The following is a 15778-nucleotide window of genomic DNA, read 5'->3' as shown; positions in this document are numbered from 1 at the left end:
GGGGGCGTTTTTGCCAAATGTTAATTGTCTTTTCCGATGGTTCCTTGGGTCAATCGGAAGGGTTTAGATGCACGGGCTTATTAATCGCAGTGTCCAAAATTACGTCAGCGACACCTTTGGCTATGACGTCTGGGGGCAGGTGACGGGCAGCGCAGATTTGGGTTTTACCGATTTCGAGGCGATGATGACCTATGAGGATGATGTAACCACGCGCCTTATTGATGCGTTGTCGCTGGTCACATCGCGGCCCAAGCATGACCTGTTAGAAGACATCGGTACCTACCTTGTCTCCACCCCGAAACTTGAAGGGGTGCGGCGTTTGCTGCGGTTTGGCGGCGTCACGTTCGAGGAATTTTTGCTGTCTTTGGATGATCTGCCGGACCGGGCACGGCTTGCCGTTTCCGATCTGGATCTGCCGGAACTGGAAATGGATGAACGCGCCAGCGGCTGTTTTGAACTGCTGTGCCGCAGTGCTGTGTCGGGCTTTGGTTATGTCTTTGTGGGCATGTTGCGCGTTATCGCCGATGACTATGGCGCGTTGGTATTGCTGGACCACGAAACGGGCAAAGACGGCGTTGAAAAAGTGTTTATCACATTGGTGGATAAGGATTTTGCTCAAGGGCGGCAGTTTGACCTTGGGGCCCGTGTCGGATGAACAATGCGCAAATGAATGCGATGCTGGACGTGCTGTGCCCGATGCACGTGCTGGTCGAAAAGGATGGCACGATCAGCCACGCCGGCCCAACAGCAGAGAAAATTTGCCCGCCGGGCGGTCTGGTCGGGGCGGGCTTTTTTGAATGCTTCGCGGTCAAGCGCCCCAAAGGCATCCGCAACATAGAGGCGCTGCGCCGCAGGGCAGGCAGCAAGCTGCACATCTCGTTGCACGATGATCCGGACAGCGATCTAAAGGCGGTGTTGGTCCCCTATGACGCCGAGAATGGCAAAGTGGTGATCAACCTGTCTTTTGGCATTTCAATTCTTGACGGTGTGCGGACCTATGCGCTGAGCAATGCTGATTTCGCCGCGACCGACCTTGCCATCGAAATGCTGTATCTGATCGAGGCGAAATCGGCAGCGATGGATGCGTCACGCCAGTTGAACCTGCGCCTGCAAGGGGCAAAAATCGCGGCCGAAGAACAGGCGTTCACCGACACATTGACGGGCCTAAAAAACCGGCGCGCGTTGGATCATGTTTTGGCGCGGCTTGTCAGCACGCAGGCCAGTTTTGCTGTCATGCAAATCGATTTGGATTTCTTTAAGGCGGTCAATGACACCTATGGCCATGCGGCGGGGGATCATGTTTTGCAAGCCGTCGCACAAATCATGGTCGAGGAAACGCGCAACGCCGATACCGTTGCCAGAGTGGGCGGTGATGAATTTACGCTTATCCTGCCCAATGTCGGGTCAGAGCAGATGCTTTTATCCATCGGCGACCGGGTGATCGAACGGCTTGAAAAACCGATCAACTTTCAGGGCAATGCGTGCCACATCTCGGCAAGCATCGGCACCGTCTGGATCCAAGAAGGCCATATGATGGATGCCAAAGACATTCTGGCTGACGCGGATATGGCGCTGTATCAGTCAAAAAATGCGGGTCGCTCGCGCCAAACACTGTTTCGCAAAACGGATATAGCGGCCCATAGCATGTGGGCAGATTAAGAGGGACTGCGACTAAACCCGAACTGATCAGCTGGGTACGGTACTTTTGATGCTGTCTAAGATATCTTTCGCGACGACACGGCCAAGATCGTCGCAATTTGGCAGGCCTTGCGAAAACGGATGTCGTTTCAAAACCTGCGGCATCGACAGGCAATAGACGGCCCCGTTGGTCTGTACGGATAGATCAAGTTTGAACGGCTCAAACAGGTCCTTTTCAGGTTCAGCCAGCCTGCCTACCAGCCCGGGAAACGGCAAGTCAGCGAGCGGCGCGGCCGCCTGCCCACGTGCATCTATCAGCGCGTCGAATTCGATCTTTCCATCGATGGTCTTTACCGACACACCGCCCGACGCATTGTTTTCGAAAGATGAATCAGGACCGGTGGGAATAATCTGTAACACCCCAGCATCATAGAGGGCCAACACACGCCGGACCGAGATATGTGGAATGGCAGCGTAACAGTCCCCGAAAACCGGCATGAGCTTTTCGTTAAAGACCTGCCAATCCTCGTCGCTCAGGTGCTCCAGAATCATCTCGAAATTTTCATGCCCGCGCAACAGCGCGTAACGGTGATGCTGCGTCTCTTTGTGCTCTTTCGATTTGACCGCGGCGGTCAGGGTTTCTCGCAGGGCGCGCAGGCCGCCGACGGTTTCACGATGCCTGAAGTATGCCTCGGAAAACCCGTCAATCGACTGCGCATCCGGCCCCAACGTCTCCATATACTCAGGCGCGGCGTCGTTCAGCTCGGCCAGAAGCAATGCGAACACCCGCTGTAGCAATGCGTCCGGGCCGTGTTCCAGTTCAGCCGCAATTGCCTCGGGGTTTACGTGTTTCAGCGGCTCATAGGGGTAGGGATAGTAAAAATCAGGTTCGGGCATGATGCCTTTGTGTGACACCATGGTGATGGACAGCGCTTCGCTGTCCGGGTTGCTAAACCAATTAACCTTTTCGCCATCTTCGATAAAGGTCCCGTGCTCTTTCCCCAAGGCCACGATCACATCAATCGCCGAGAGGGACGATCCCAATACGCCGATCTGTCCCGCAGGAAATTCTGTGATATTTGTATAGGGCCACGGTGACACCAGATCGGCCCCCCCGAGTTTGGGTGCCGCGGGCCAGTCGTGCCCGGTTGCCAACACCACCTTATCGAAGGCAAAAGTCGACGACCCGTCAGGTGTCAGAACCTCCAGCTTGATGGTGTTTTCGGTCGGGATAACATCGACGACCTTGTGATTTGGCAAAACACGCACCCTATGGCCTGCGTTTCGACCCGCCACGCACAGCTGAGCAAACTCGGACTTCATATATTCGCCAAGCAAGACGCGCGGATAGAAATCGCGCGCGTCGATATCATCTTGCGCAAGGTCCCACGCGTTCAGAAATGCGTCGTCTTGATCATGCAGCCACGCCACGAGCGGCTGCGTAATCGACGGAATCTCGCGACTGAAGGCGTTACAATACATGTAATCTGCATTCATCCCGGCGCGATACGGCATGCCACATCCGACCTGATCGGTGGCGTCAAAGATGGTCAGATCAAGCGGGGCATGCCCATGTAACAGACCTTTGGCGGTGTAGATGGCCATCGGCCCCGCGCCAATAATTGCGATCTTTCGCGTCAGCTTCATCTTTGAATTGTCCACATGTTGCGCCTTTGGTTGGTGAGGTGCATCTGTGCCAGTCCCGATCTTGCAATCGCGCACGGATCAAAATTGCGGCGCGGGCCGTTTCGGCCAGTCAGCGATCCGATCCTGTCAGTCCTCAGTCGCCAACAAACACGCCGCATCCCTAAAAGTTCCGCAAAACCAAGAGGGATTACCTACCAACGGCCCGAAAAATCGAAAGGTCACAATCATTTGGCGGCAAACAGGCTTTCCGTGAAGCGCACGGGGCCGCTGGGCAGGGTAATTGTGATTGGAGCGTTGGGCATCAATAACGCCTGCGAGCACAGTCAGGTGCTAAGCGGTATTTATAAACAATAACATGAAGCTAGAAGTACAAGTGGCAGCCCGTAGGGGAGTCGAACCCCTCTTTTCAGGTTGAAAACCTGACGTCCTAACCGATAGACGAACGGGCCACTTAGCTTGTGAGCGGTTCATTAGGCAATCGCGCGAAAGGGCGCAAGTAGAAATTACCCCTAATGCGAAAAAGTTTTATGCGGGGGCCGCATCTTCCAGTCGAAGTTGCACGGTTTGCCGCCCGCGCCAGCTGTTGATGTCGAGCCGACCGGCCAGATGAAACCGTGCGCCGCCGTGGTTTTCAAGGGCCGGGCCAAGCGGGCCGTCGAACGCGCCAAAGGCGATGGCATCGAGTTTGGTACCCGCACCGCCGCCATCGCCAAAACTGATTTTCAGATGGCTTTCACCGACGCGTTTGGCGAAACGAATCTGCATGTCCGCAAAAACATAGCGCGGGGCAGGGGCACCGGCACCAAAGGGACCCGCCTGTTCGATTTGTTCGGCCAGTTCAACCGTGGCGGCGGCGGGCATCAGCATGCCGTCCAGACGCAGATCGGCGGCCCCTGCCAGATGCGCGCCTTGCTTTTCCAGCAGCTCGGCCAGCCGCGCCATGGCGGCGTCCAGTTTGTCCTCGGCGACGGTCAGGCCCGCGGCCATCTTGTGGCCACCCCCCTTGATCAGCAATCCTTCGGCGGCGAGCCGTTGGATCGGTGCGCCCAAATCAATGCCCGATACGGATCGGCCCGATCCTTTGCCGATGCCGTCTTCGAACCCGATCACGATCGACGGACGGTTTGATGCTTCCTTGAGGCGCGAGGCGACGATGCCGACCACCCCCGGATGCCAGCCCGCGCCCGACGCCCAGACCAGTGGCGCGTCAAAGCCGCGTGCCTCGGCCTGATCCAACGCCACGGCCCGCACGGCGTTCTCTACGTCACGGCGTTCGGTGTTGAGGGTATCGAGCCGCTCGGCGAGGGCGGCGGCCTCGTGCGGGTTATTGGTGGCCAGCAGACGCGCGCCCAGATCGGCCTGTCCGATGCGCCCGCCCGCGTTGATGCGTGGGCCCAGCAGGAACCCCAGATGATAAGAGGCCGGGGCCGTGTCCATCCGCGCGATATCGGCCAGTGCGGCCAAGCCGACGCGGTCGCGCCGTGCCATCACGCGCAGCCCTTGGCGCACAAAGGCGCGGTTCACGCCAATCAGCGGGGCCACATCGGCAACGGTAGCAAGGGCGACCAGGTCAAGCATGGCCATCAGATCGGGGCCTTTGCTGCCCGCCTCGCGCAGTTGGCGGCCTGCCTCGACCAGCATCAAGAATACAACGGCAGCAGCGCATAGATGGGCCAACGCGCCGTCTTCGTCCTGCCGGTTGGGGTTCACCACGGCGACGGCATCCGGCAGCGTTTCGCCGCCAAGGTGGTGATCCAATATGATGACATCTGCGCCTGCTGCCGCAGCAACTGGCCCGTGCGACAGCGTTCCACAGTCGACACAGATGATCAGGTCATGCTTGGCGGCCAGCGCGGCCATAGCCTCGTCGTTGGGCCCGTACCCCTCGTCGATGCGGTCGGGCACATAAAGCGTCGCCTGACAGCCCATGTCGCACAGCCACACCAGCAGCAGGGCGGCAGAACTGCCGCCATCGACGTCATAATCGGCAAACACAGCAATGCGTTGGCGGGATTTGACGGCGGCCAGAAACCGTGTCGCGGCCTTTTCCATGTCACGCAAGCTACGTGGATCGGGCAGCAATTCGCGTAAAGACGGAGAAAGAAACTGTTCGGCCTCGGCGGGATCTACGCCGCGGCGGGCGAGCACCTGACACAAGGCTTGTGGCAGCTCGGTTTGCTGCAACAACACTTGCGTGGCGCGTTCAACCTCGACACCGGGGCCGACCCATTTGCGGCCCGTAAGGGATGCATCAACACCTAAAAAGCTCATGCGTCCCTCGTTCCGTTCATGTTCAGTAACTCATCCAGTGATCTACGCGCCTGTCTTGTTCAGCTGTCCGCCGGCGTGCGATAATTGATCCGCCGCACCGACCCTGATTTTGAGCGCATGATCAGTGTTTCGGTGGTCAGCCAGCCCGGTTCGCGCTGAACGCCGGGCAATAGCGTACCGCCCGTCACACCCGTCGCGGCAAAGATCACGTCTTGGGTGACCATCTCATCGCGTCCGTAAATACGGTTAAGATCGGTAATCCCGGCCTTGGCAGCGCGGCCCCGTTCATCATCGTTGCGGAACAGCAAGCGGCCGTACATCTGCCCACCCATACATTTCAAAGCGGCGGCGGCCAGCACGCCCTCAGGCGCGCCGCCTGATCCCATATACATGTCGATGCCCGTGCCGGGTTCGGCGCAATGCATCACGCCAGCCACGTCGCCATCGGTGATCAGCCGGATCGCCGCACCGGTTTCGCGGACTTGGGCGATCATCTCGTCGTGGCGGGGACGTTCCAGAATACACACGGTGATATCTTCCGTGCTGCACCCTTTGGCGGCGGCAAGGGCCTGCACGCGTTCTGCAGGTGTCATATCAAGCGTCACCACATCCTTGGCAAAGCCCGGCCCGATGGCCAGCTTGTCCATATAGACGTCAGGCGCGTGCAGCATGGACCCGCGCGGGCCCATGGCAATGACCGTCAGCGCGTTTGGCATGTCTTTTGCGGTCAGCGTGGTCCCTTCGAGTGGGTCCAGCGCGATATCAACGCCGGGGCCATTGCCGGTGCCGACTTCCTCACCGATGTACAGCATCGGGGCCTCGTCACGTTCGCCTTCGCCAATCACTACCACGCCTGCGATATCCAACATGTTCAACTGTTCGCGCATGGCGTTAACGGCCGCTTGATCCGCCGCTTTTTCGTCGCCGCGCCCGATCAGTTTGGCCGATGCCAATGCGGCGGCCTCGGATACGCGGGCAAGGCCAAGGGACAACATGCGGTCTTTGAATTCAGCAGGAGAAGTCATGAGGGTCGGTTCCTTTTAAATCAGTCTTTTCAATCGCGGTTCAAAGGTCTTCGATCCGCAAGGCAACGGGGTCATTGGCCAGGACGCCTGTGCCCGCCATCGCAGCCAAGGCATCGTCCAAGGCGCTGCGGGTGGTTTTATGGGTGACGATCAATACCGGCGCGTGGTCGTTATGGTGTTCGGTCTGGCGCATCCGGTCAATGCTTATCCCGGCCTCGCCCAGCACGGTGGCCACCTTGGCCAGCGCGCCAGGCTTATCCAGCAGACCCATACGCAGATAGAACGCCGCCGGGGCTTGCGACATGGCGGATGTCGCGTCGGTCAGGGTGCTGGCCTTTTGGCCAAACACCGGTCCCTGCCAACCACGGGCGAGATCGCAGATGTCAGATAGAACAGCACTGGCGGTGGGGCCTTCGCCCGCGCCGGGGCCGCGCAGCACGATCTGGCCAACGGCGTCGCCCTCAAGCACGATCATATTGGTGCCGCCGGACAATTGCCCCAAAGGCGATGTATCGGGGACAAGACAGGGCTGCATGCGCTGCTCAAGCCCGCGACCGGTCATCTGGGCCACGCCCAGCAGTTTGATCTTGTACCCCATGCCAGCGGCGGCACGGATGTCTTCGATACTGACCCGTTCGATGCCTTCAAGGTCGATCCCGTCGAAATCAACGCGCGAGCCAAAGGCGATGGATGACAGGATCGCCAGCTTATGCGCGGCATCAATACCGCCCACGTCCAGCGCCGGATCAGCCTCAAGATAGCCAAGGCCGTCGGCTTCGGCGAACACGTCCTCATAGGGCAGGCCGGCGTCTTCCATCCGCGTCAGGATATAGTTGCACGATCCGTTCATCACGCCCATCACGCGGGTGATCTGGTTGCCTGCCAAGGCCTCGTTCAAGACCTTGATCACCGGAATGCCGCCTGCGACCGCCGCCTCGTAACGGATGTGACGGCCTGCAGCCTCGGCCTGTTCGGCAAGCGCTTGACCGTGGATCGCCAGCATCGCCTTGTTCGCGGTCACGACATCCTTGCCTGCCGCCAATGCGGCCTCGGTCGCGTCTTTGGCTGGACCTTCGTCGCCACCGATCAATTCAACAAACACATCGACATCATCGCGCTTGGCCAAGGCGACGGGGTCATCCTCCCATGCGTAGCCCGACAGGTTCACACCGCGGTCTTTGTCTTTGCTGCGCGCAGACACGGCCGAAATGGTGATCTTGCGGCCTGTGCGCGCCTCAAGCAGATCGGCCTGTTTGCGCAGAATACGCACAACGCCAACGCCCACCGTACCCAATCCCGCAATCCCAAGACGAAGTGGCCCAGACTGAAGCGGATGTGACATGTGCATTTCCTTTAAAACGGTGCGCGGATGCGACGAAATTACTCTATGGCGGCGATGTAGCGGGTTCAAACCCCACGTGCAACGCAGCCAATCGGAAAATTGTCTATTGCAAACCCTCGTCCAATCGCTGCTTTTCCGTGCCGGTCAGAACCGACCCACGCAACCGTGCCGCGCGGGCTTGTAAACCAGCGACGCGGGCATCCATCGCATTTTCGGTTTGGGTTGCGTCGATCTGATCGGCCGTTGCCTGTGCCAACAGCGGGTCAACGGGCACAAGGGCGGGGTATTGCGCGGCCAGCATTTCGGGCGTTGCGCGGCTGTCAAGCACCGGAAACTGCGTGCAGGCGGCAGGCAGCAACAGGGCAAGGGCGCAAAGGCCTGAAAGGGTGCGATGTGTCATGGGGGCAATTCATGCACCAGCCACAGATATCCTGCAAGCGGGGTTTGCCTTTGAACGACTGTTCAATTAGCGTTTGAATATGGCACGCACCACTGGTTCACATTCTGATATTACCGGCCCCAAGGTCCGGCAGGCCGCATTGCGTTTGTTTGCGCAAAACGGATTTGCCGCCGTATCCATGCGCGCCATCGCAAGCGAGGTCGGCGTGCAGGCGGGCGCGCTCTACAACTATACCCCCGACAAGCAAACGCTGCTTTTCAATCTGCTAAGCACCCATATGGAGCAGCTTTTGGCCGCGTTTAGCGACGACATCAGCCTTGCGCCGGTGGACAGGTTGCGCCGCTTTGTGGATTTCCACATCAGGTTTCACGCGGATCGCCCCGACGAGGTCTTCATCTCCTACATGGAGCTGCGCAATCTGACGCCCGAAAACTTCAGCGCCGTCGAGGGGTTGCGCCGCCAGTACGAAGACCGCTTGGAAGCGATTTTACAAAGCGGTGCGGATGCGGGTGACTTTGACATTGCCGATACGAAAATCGCGACCCTTGCCGTGATCGCCATGCTGACCGGTGTGAACACGTGGTTTCGGGTGGGCGGTCGGCTGACGCTTGATCAGGTGATTGCGCAATACTGGGATATGGTGCGTAAGTCGGTGCTGTCGGGGTAGGGCCGATTGCGCCGTACTGCGTTGATTTGGTGTGCTGCCGCTGCGCTCTTATCGGCGTAGGGGTCGCAAACAGACGCGACCGACTGGGGCCAGAGCGGGTCACCTATCGTTAACTTTATAGGAGAGCATGCGCATGAAGGTTGGGTTTATCGGTTTGGGCAACGTGGGCGGCAAGCTGTCAGGCAGTTTGCTGCGCAACGGTGTCGATCTTTATGTGCATGATCTGAATGCAGAATTCGTGGCTGCAAAAGTGGCTGGCGGGGCCACGGATGGCACATCGCCAGCCGACCTGATGCAGACCTGCGATGTGGTGATCACCTGTCTGCCCAGCCCGGCAGCATCGGCGGCGGTCATGGCGGAAATGCTGCCCCATGTCGGCCCCGGAAAAATCTGGATGGAGATGTCGACGACCGACCCTGACGAGATTAAACGCCTTGGCGCTGCGGTGATCGATGCGGGCGGCGCTGCTGTGGATTGCCCTGTGTCCGGCGGATGTCACCGTGCTGACACCGGCAACATCAGCATATTCGCCGCCTGTGACAGGCCGACCTTTGAACGTATCTTGCCGCTGCTGACGCTGATGGGGCGGCGCGTGCTGCATACGGGCGATCTGGGAACGGCGTCGGTTCTAAAGGTGATGACGAATTATCTGGCTACCGTGAACCTGATTTCCGTTTGCGAGGCGATGACCGTGATGAAGGGTGCCGGGATGGATCTGGCGACGACATATCAAGCGATTGCAATGTCTTCGGGCACGTCTTTTGTGCACGAGACCGAAAGCCAGTTGATCCTGTCGGGGTCGCGGGACGTGAACTTTACCATGGACCTTATCCAAAAAGATATCGGGCTGTTTCAAAAGCTTGCCGACCAGTATTCTATTCCGCTTGAGGTTTCCCCGTTGATCATCGACATCATGACAGATGGGCAAAAACGCTATGGCGAACGGGCGCAGTCGGACCGGATTATCGAGCGGTTAGAGGACGCAACGGGCCTTAAAATACTGGCGGATGGGTTCCCACAGGAACTGATCGACGATGAGCCTGAAGAACGCGGCTACGAAGTTGCTGCGCGTTCATCTTCGTAAATTCTAAGGTGTTGGGAGAGGTATGGGGTGTAAGACGTTGGCGGGGCCGCGTTTTCCCATAGCTCAGTCGCGCAGTTGCAGAGCTGCGGAAGCTGAAAGTGTTAACAAACACCGAGGCCCGCAAAATGCCGTTAACGAAATCTTAGAGAAGCATTAACCTTAATTACTGTTCAGATGCAGCGCGAGGTTTGGTGCCTATCACCTTGTCAGAAGGGGGATTTCCGGGCGATCATCATAGCAAAACCACCCGGAAACACGTAAAATATGGTTAATCGCGCTGAGCCGTGATCTCAGCCGTCAAAGCCCACGAAGCGCGCCACAGCGTCCACGGGACGGCGCACCGATTTTACATCATTCGCAGAAAAACTTTCGTCGGGCCAGCCAAGCGCAACGCAGGTCATGATGACCTGATCGTCTGGTATTTGGGCATGCTCGCGGACCACGGGCGATTGCATGATGCCTTGGCCGTTTATGACCGACCCCAGGCCTTTGCTCCACGCGGCAAGAACAAGACCATAGGTCACAGCACCCAGATCGAAATGCGCGATGGTGCCATTGTCATCGAGCGATTTGTCAAAACAAACGACGATGGACACGGGCGCGTCAAACTGGCGGAAACCGCGCATTACCCAATCCTGACGGCGCTCTTTGTCTTCACGCTCGATCCCCATGGCGGCGAAGAGTTGCTTTGCGATATCGACCTGCCGTTCGCGGTGCACGCCGGCATAGGCCCCGTGATCGCTGATCTCGCGCACTGGCGGCACCCCTTGCAACATCCGGGTGGAATTGCCTTCGCGGACTTTCTCAAGCGGTTCGCCCGTCAGGACATGGAAATGCCAAGGCTGGGTGTTCATCGATGAGGGCGCACGGTTGGCCAGTTCAATGATCTCTTCCAGCAGCTCGCGCGATACCGGGTCTTTGGTAAAGCCCCTGATGCTGCGGCGCCCCAACATTGCCTGTTCCAGTTCCATGATGTCCCTCCCGACGTTTCCTGACAGATGTCAGCGTCTTTCAAAGGGCTGGCCGGGTCAAGCGCCGGTTGGCCGGGTGCCGCTGCGTCAGATCAGCAGTTGGGCACATTTACCGCCAGACCGCCCAGCGATGTTTCCTTGTATTTCTCGGACATGTCCGCGCCGGTCTGGCGCATGGTTTCGATACAGGCATCCAGCGGCACCAGATGCGTGCCGTCACCGCGCAGGGCGAGGGATGCCGCCGACACCGCCTTGATCGCGCCAAGGCCGTTGCGTTCGATGCAAGGCACCTGCACCAAGCCGCGCACGGGATCGCAGGTCATGCCAAGGTGGTGTTCCAGCGCGATTTCGGCGGCGTTTTCGATCTGCTCGGTCGTGCCGCCCATAACGGCGCATAATCCGGCGGCAGACATGGCGGCGGCCGATCCGACCTCAGCCTGACAGCCTGCTTCGGCACCCGAGATTGAAGCGTTGAATTTCACCAGCCCGCCGATGGCCGCTGCCGTCAGCAAGAAATCTTCGATATGCGCCTCGGACGCGCCGGGCACGTGATCCAGATAATAGCGCAGGGTTGCCGGCATCACGCCCGCTGCACCATTGGTGGGCGCGGTGACGACCTGACCACCGGCGGCGTTTTCCTCGTTCACGGCCATGGCATAGACGCTCATCCAGTCGTTGATCGTATGGGGGGCTTGCTGGTTCAGGCCGCGTTCCGCCAGCAGCGCATCATGTATGCCCTTGGCACGACGTTTGACATTCAGCCCGCCGGGCAGGATGCCGTCGGTTTCCAGCCCGCGATTGATGCAATCGTTCATCACCTGCCACAAACGTTTGGTCCCGTCGCGCAGATGTGCCGCCCCGCCGCGCGATTCCTCGTTGGCGCGTTTCATTCCGGCGATGGACTTGCCGGATGCGCGCGACATCTCAAGCATCTCGGCGGCGGATTTAAACGGGTAGGGGACGGGCGCGCCTTCATCGGTGTCTTTTCCGGCGGTCAGCTCGGCCTCGGTCATCACGAAACCGCCGCCGATGGAATAATATGTTTCGCGCAAGGTCACGTCGCCTTGGGCATCGGTGGCCATCAGCATCATGCCATTGGCGTGGCCGTCCAGCTTTACATCATAGTCAAAAATCATGTCCGTCTTGGGATTGAATTTGAGCGCGCCAAAATCCGGTAGGGTGATTTGATTGCTGGCGTGAATATCGGCCAGCACGCTTTCGGCCTTTTCATGATCATAATGTTCGGGGGTAAACCCCGCGAGCCCAAGTATCGTGGCGCGGTCAGTGGCGTGGCCCACACCGGTAAAGGCGAGGCTGCCATGCAGCGACGCCCGCAGGCCAGCAAACTTGAACGGCGACGCGCGCATCAGATCCAAGAACCTTGCCGCGGCCACCATCGGCCCCATGGTGTGGGACGACGAAGGGCCGATGCCGACCTTGAACATATCGAAGACAGAGAGAAACATCAGGTGGCACTTCCTTGGGGTGGGGTGGCATAGCGCGGGGCGGAAAAGGGCGTGGGGCCCAGCCCTTCGGCAGTTTGTGCCGCTGCGGTGCAGGGCAGGGTGTCGAGCGTCAGACACATCTGTTTGAGATGGGGATAATCATCAAGGTTAAACCAGTCTTGGTCTTTCTGCACGGGGTACAGCACAGACCACCGGAGCAAAGGGCCAAGATACAACTGGATGGCCAGTGCAGGGGGTTCTTGGGCGGCACGTGCATCCAGCGCTGTCAGATGACATTTTAACGCGTCCTGCATCGTGGCGCGCAATGCGGCTTGGTGCGTGGGGTCCGGGCCTGCGTATTTTTCGGGATAGAATGTCATACGCAGCGCAGTGTGAGCCGTGTTCGAGATGAAAAACAACCACTTGAGGAAATCGGCACGCTGCGGGCTGTCAGCTTGCGGCCCAAGCCCCTTGTGCCGGTCCGACAGCCACAGCAGGATCGCGGCGGTTTCAAAGATGGGGCCATCGGGGCCCTCCAACACGGGGATCAGCCCATGGGGGTTCAGCGCTAGATAGGGCGGTGATGTATGCGCAGCCGTTTTTCGGTCGACCAAAATCGTGCGATAGGGCTGGCCTAAAGCCTCGAGCGCGAGGCGGATGATAAGCGACGCGTTGTCGGGGGCATAGTGAAGTGTGTAGCTGTTCATATCGTTGTGTTAGCCGATTGCAGCGCAGTTTAGCGATTGAAAACGACATGTTCGCGCCCATTGCGGAACGCGGGGTGGAAAAAGCGTGCCGATGCCCAAAGCCGGTCCTTGGACGCTGCGTAATGGGGGACCCCGAAATATGATATATTATAGCTGGCGCAGCTGCGACGTTGCAGGCGGTTTTGAGGGGTCGCACCCACCGCCCTCAGCGTCTATAAGGACCACGATAAATCAGGAGTCGCTATTATGGCCGGAGAACTGTCACCAATTGACAAGGCGAAATTTGTAGCCGCCAAACGTGCCGCGCAATTTGTCGAAGACGGCATGCGCGTCGGGCTGGGTACCGGATCAACCGCTGCATGGTTGGTGCGTTGTTTGGGCGAAATGGTCCGCGACGACGGGTTGCGCATCAAAGGTGTGCCAACATCGACACGCACCGCGCAACTGGCCCGCGAGGTCGGTATCGAAGTGATCAGCCTGGACGAGGCGAAATGGCTGGACCTGACCATTGACGGTGCCGACGAATTTGATGGCGAGCTGAACCTGATCAAAGGTGGCGGCGGCGCGCTGTTGCAAGAAAAGATCGTGGCGACAGCATCTGACCAGATGGTTGTGATCGCCGACATCGGTAAAGAGGTCGAAACCCTTGGCGCGTTCCCCTTGCCGATCGAAGTCATCCCTTTTGGCTGGCAAACCACCCAAGCCTTGGTCGAAGAGACGCTGATCTCTATGGATGTGCTGGGGCGGACTTCTACGTTGCGGATGAATGGCGAAGTGCCGTTTATCACGGACGAGGGCAATTACATCATGGATTTGCACCTGAACCGGATCGGAAACCCGCGCCAATTGTCGCTGGTGATCAATCAGATGCCCGGTGTTGTTGAAAACGGGCTTTTTATTGATATCTGTGATGCAGTGGTCATCGGTTTCGGGGACGGTCGCGTCGAAGTGCGCGATATCAACGAAGGCACGATTGACCGTGATCGCGTTGATTTTGTCGAGTCAGACAATGTGTTTTCTGACCTGAGCGACTGAGCATAGAAAGGCCCCGACCCAATGAGTGAATTTGACTTTGATCTGTTTGTAATCGGTGGTGGTTCGGGCGGGGTGCGTGCTGCACGGGTGGCTGCGACCGAACATGGGGTCAAGGTCGGGTTGGCCGAAGAAGACCGCTATGGCGGGACCTGTGTGATCCGGGGCTGTGTGCCGAAAAAACTGATGGTGTTTGCATCAGGCTATTCCGGCATGGCGGACGAGGCGCAAGCCTATGGTTGGGATATCAAGCCGAGCACGTTTGATTGGCATTCTTTCCGCAAACGGCTGCACGGCGAATTGGACCGTCTAGAGGGCGTGTACCGTAAATTGTTGTCAGGGTCCGGGGTGGAAACCTTTGACGCGCGCGCCAAGATTAAAGACGCGCATACGGTTGAACTGTCCAACGGCGAGGTGAAAACCGCCAAGCATATTCTGGTCGCCACCGGTGGCCGCCCTGTGCGCCCTGATCTGCCAAACGCCGATCTGGGGATTGTGTCTGATGATATTTTCCACCTTGAAAAGCTGCCCAAATCCATCCTGATCATTGGCGGCGGCTATATCGCTTGCGAATTCGCCTGCATCTTGCAGGGGCTTGGCGTTGAGGTGACACAATACTATCGCGGCGCGCAAATCCTGCGCGGATTTGACGACGAGGCCCGCGGGCTGGTCGCTGAATCCATGCGCGAAAGCGGGATCGACATTCACTGCGGCACGAACATCGTTGAAATGGCGCTGGAGGTTGACCGCGGCAACGCCGACGCGCTCAGCAATTCTGACGCCGCGATGGGGGCCACGGTTAACCAAGCAGGCGAACTGAACCGTCACAACGCGGCTGCGCGTGAGGGATCGCAGGGTCCAATCTGGGTTAAATCGACCAATGGCGTTGAGAAAGTCTTTGATATGGTGCTGTTCGCCACAGGGCGCACCCCGATGACCGACGATATGGGCCTCGAAGATGTCGGCGTTAGCTTGGGCCGCGGTAACGAAATCGAAGTGAATGAGTATAGCCAGACTGGTGTGCCGTCGATCTATGCGATTGGTGACGTGACTAACCGCGTAAACCTGACGCCTGTCGCGATCCGTGAAGGCATGGCGTTTGTTGAGACGGTCTTTGGCGGCAACCCAACTCCGGTGGATCACGATCTGATCCCGTCTGCAGTCTTTACACAACCTGAAATGGGCACCGTCGGCCTGACCGAAGAACACGCGCGCGACGCGGGGCCGGTTGAAATCTACGCAACATCGTTCCGGCCCATGCAAACCGCCTTTGCCGAACAGAACCAACGTGTGATGATGAAACTGATCGTGTGTCAGGACACCCGCGTTGTGTTAGGGTGCCACATCGTTGCACCCAATGCGGGCGAGCTGATCCAGATGGTAGGCATTGCTGTCAAGGCGCGGCTGACCAAAGAACAGTTTGATGCGACTTGTGCGGTGCATCCGACCATGTCGGAAGAACTGGTAACGATGCGCACACCAACACGCACAGCTTGAAATCCGGGCATTTATGCCCAAGTTTGAACGAGACGAGACCGCAAAGGCGGTC

The 15778-nt window shown here is 58.5% G+C and carries 14 protein-coding genes and 1 tRNA gene; 6 read left to right on the top strand and 9 right to left on the bottom strand.

The features are described from left to right. The first annotated feature begins 67 nt into the window (after positions 1-67). Positions 68-655, top strand: coding sequence for a heme NO-binding domain-containing protein (locus AADJ11_RS12445; RefSeq protein ID WP_341234833.1), 588 nt, complete (start codon positions 68-70; stop codon positions 653-655). Continuing rightward, on the top strand, positions 652-1659 hold the full coding sequence (locus tag AADJ11_RS12440) for a GGDEF domain-containing protein (protein WP_341234832.1): 1008 nt from the start codon (positions 652-654) through the stop codon (positions 1657-1659). The genes AADJ11_RS12445 and AADJ11_RS12440 overlap by 4 nt, the downstream gene beginning before the upstream one ends. A gap of 27 nt (positions 1660-1686) precedes the next feature. Here the strand turns inward: AADJ11_RS12440 and AADJ11_RS12435 are convergent, their stop codons facing one another. The 6 genes from AADJ11_RS12435 to AADJ11_RS12410 all read right to left on the bottom strand — a co-directional run bounded on the left by AADJ11_RS12435 (position 1687) and on the right by AADJ11_RS12410 (position 8323). Further along, positions 1687-3300, bottom strand: a complete 1614-nt coding sequence (locus tag AADJ11_RS12435; RefSeq protein ID WP_341234831.1) for an FAD/NAD(P)-binding protein — start codon at positions 3298-3300, stop codon at positions 1687-1689. Between the two features lie 359 nt (positions 3301-3659). Beyond that, positions 3660-3734, bottom strand: a tRNA-Glu gene (locus tag AADJ11_RS12430). Between the two features lie 76 nt (positions 3735-3810). After that, entirely contained in the window at positions 3811-5556 is a 1746-nt protein-coding gene (gene recJ, locus AADJ11_RS12425) for a single-stranded-DNA-specific exonuclease RecJ (protein ID WP_341234830.1), read from the bottom strand. A gap of 59 nt (positions 5557-5615) precedes the next feature. Then, positions 5616-6581 carry a class II fructose-bisphosphatase gene (gene glpX / locus AADJ11_RS12420; protein ID WP_341234829.1) on the bottom strand — a complete coding sequence of 322 codons (966 nt, stop codon included), beginning with the start codon at positions 6579-6581 and terminating at the stop codon, positions 5616-5618. Positions 6582-6621: 40 nt separating this feature from the next. Beyond that, entirely contained in the window at positions 6622-7923 is a 1302-nt protein-coding gene (locus AADJ11_RS12415; RefSeq protein ID WP_341234828.1) for a homoserine dehydrogenase, read from the bottom strand. A gap of 103 nt (positions 7924-8026) precedes the next feature. Further along, entirely contained in the window at positions 8027-8323 is a 297-nt protein-coding gene (locus AADJ11_RS12410) for a hypothetical protein (protein ID WP_341234827.1), read from the bottom strand. 79 nt (positions 8324-8402) lie between these two features. On the opposite strand from AADJ11_RS12410, the gene AADJ11_RS12405 reads away from it, so the two are divergent. Both AADJ11_RS12405 and AADJ11_RS12400 read left to right on the top strand, forming a co-directional pair. Next, complete coding sequence (locus AADJ11_RS12405) at positions 8403-8990, top strand: TetR/AcrR family transcriptional regulator (RefSeq protein ID WP_341234826.1); 588 nt, start codon at positions 8403-8405, stop codon at positions 8988-8990. A gap of 133 nt (positions 8991-9123) precedes the next feature. After that, positions 9124-10074 carry an NAD(P)-dependent oxidoreductase gene (locus AADJ11_RS12400; protein WP_341234825.1) on the top strand — a complete coding sequence of 317 codons (951 nt, stop codon included), beginning with the start codon at positions 9124-9126 and terminating at the stop codon, positions 10072-10074. A 290-nt stretch (positions 10075-10364) separates the two neighbouring features. Here AADJ11_RS12400 and AADJ11_RS12395 read toward each other — a convergent pair whose 3' ends face one another. The 3 genes from AADJ11_RS12395 to AADJ11_RS12385 all read right to left on the bottom strand — a co-directional run bounded on the left by AADJ11_RS12395 (position 10365) and on the right by AADJ11_RS12385 (position 13197). After that, positions 10365-11045 carry a nitroreductase gene (locus AADJ11_RS12395; protein ID WP_341234824.1) on the bottom strand — a complete coding sequence of 227 codons (681 nt, stop codon included), beginning with the start codon at positions 11043-11045 and terminating at the stop codon, positions 10365-10367. 92 nt (positions 11046-11137) lie between these two features. After that, a complete protein-coding gene (locus AADJ11_RS12390) occupies positions 11138-12511 on the bottom strand; it encodes an L-serine ammonia-lyase (RefSeq protein ID WP_341234823.1) in 1374 nt (457 codons plus the stop codon). Beyond that, complete coding sequence (locus tag AADJ11_RS12385; RefSeq protein WP_341234822.1) at positions 12511-13197, bottom strand: glutathione S-transferase family protein; 687 nt, start codon at positions 13195-13197, stop codon at positions 12511-12513. The genes AADJ11_RS12390 and AADJ11_RS12385 overlap by 1 nt, the downstream gene beginning before the upstream one ends. A 246-nt stretch (positions 13198-13443) precedes the next feature. Here AADJ11_RS12385 and rpiA point away from each other — a divergent pair, with 246 nt between their 5' ends. Both rpiA and AADJ11_RS12375 read left to right on the top strand, forming a co-directional pair. Then, the gene (gene rpiA / locus AADJ11_RS12380) at positions 13444-14232 is read left to right on the top strand and encodes a ribose-5-phosphate isomerase RpiA (RefSeq protein ID WP_219580897.1); all 789 of its coding nucleotides are present in this window, start codon (positions 13444-13446) and stop codon (positions 14230-14232) included. A 21-nt stretch (positions 14233-14253) separates the two neighbouring features. Next, positions 14254-15726: an FAD-dependent oxidoreductase gene (locus tag AADJ11_RS12375; protein ID WP_341234821.1), complete on the top strand. Its 1473-nt coding sequence runs from the start codon at positions 14254-14256 to the stop codon at positions 15724-15726. Positions 15727-15778: the final 52 nt, after the last annotated feature.

It is taken from the genome of uncultured Sulfitobacter sp., assembly GCF_964021855.1.
Classification (GTDB): Bacteria; Pseudomonadota; Alphaproteobacteria; order Rhodobacterales; family Rhodobacteraceae; genus Sulfitobacter.
This window is presented reverse-complemented; position numbering and strand designations above follow the sequence as displayed.

Coding starts and splice junctions, on each gene's coding strand:
- AADJ11_RS12400 (WP_341234825.1), top strand. CDS start 9,124: ATGAAGGTTGGGTTTATCGGTTTGGGCAACGTGGGCGGCAAGCTGTCA.
- recJ (WP_341234830.1), bottom strand. CDS start 5,556: ATGAGCTTTTTAGGTGTTGATGCATCCCTTACGGGCCGCAAATGGGTC.
- AADJ11_RS12405 (WP_341234826.1), top strand. CDS start 8,403: ATGGCACGCACCACTGGTTCACATTCTGATATTACCGGCCCCAAGGTC.
- AADJ11_RS12395 (WP_341234824.1), bottom strand. CDS start 11,045: ATGGAACTGGAACAGGCAATGTTGGGGCGCCGCAGCATCAGGGGCTTT.
- AADJ11_RS12375 (WP_341234821.1), top strand. CDS start 14,254: ATGAGTGAATTTGACTTTGATCTGTTTGTAATCGGTGGTGGTTCGGGC.
- AADJ11_RS12385 (WP_341234822.1), bottom strand. CDS start 13,197: ATGAACAGCTACACACTTCACTATGCCCCCGACAACGCGTCGCTTATC.
- AADJ11_RS12410 (WP_341234827.1), bottom strand. CDS start 8,323: ATGACACATCGCACCCTTTCAGGCCTTTGCGCCCTTGCCCTGTTGCTG.
- AADJ11_RS12445 (WP_341234833.1), top strand. CDS start 68: ATGCACGGGCTTATTAATCGCAGTGTCCAAAATTACGTCAGCGACACC.
- glpX (WP_341234829.1), bottom strand. CDS start 6,581: ATGACTTCTCCTGCTGAATTCAAAGACCGCATGTTGTCCCTTGGCCTT.
- rpiA (WP_219580897.1), top strand. CDS start 13,444: ATGGCCGGAGAACTGTCACCAATTGACAAGGCGAAATTTGTAGCCGCC.
- AADJ11_RS12415 (WP_341234828.1), bottom strand. CDS start 7,923: ATGTCACATCCGCTTCAGTCTGGGCCACTTCGTCTTGGGATTGCGGGA.
- AADJ11_RS12390 (WP_341234823.1), bottom strand. CDS start 12,511: ATGTTTCTCTCTGTCTTCGATATGTTCAAGGTCGGCATCGGCCCTTCG.
- AADJ11_RS12440 (WP_341234832.1), top strand. CDS start 652: ATGAACAATGCGCAAATGAATGCGATGCTGGACGTGCTGTGCCCGATG.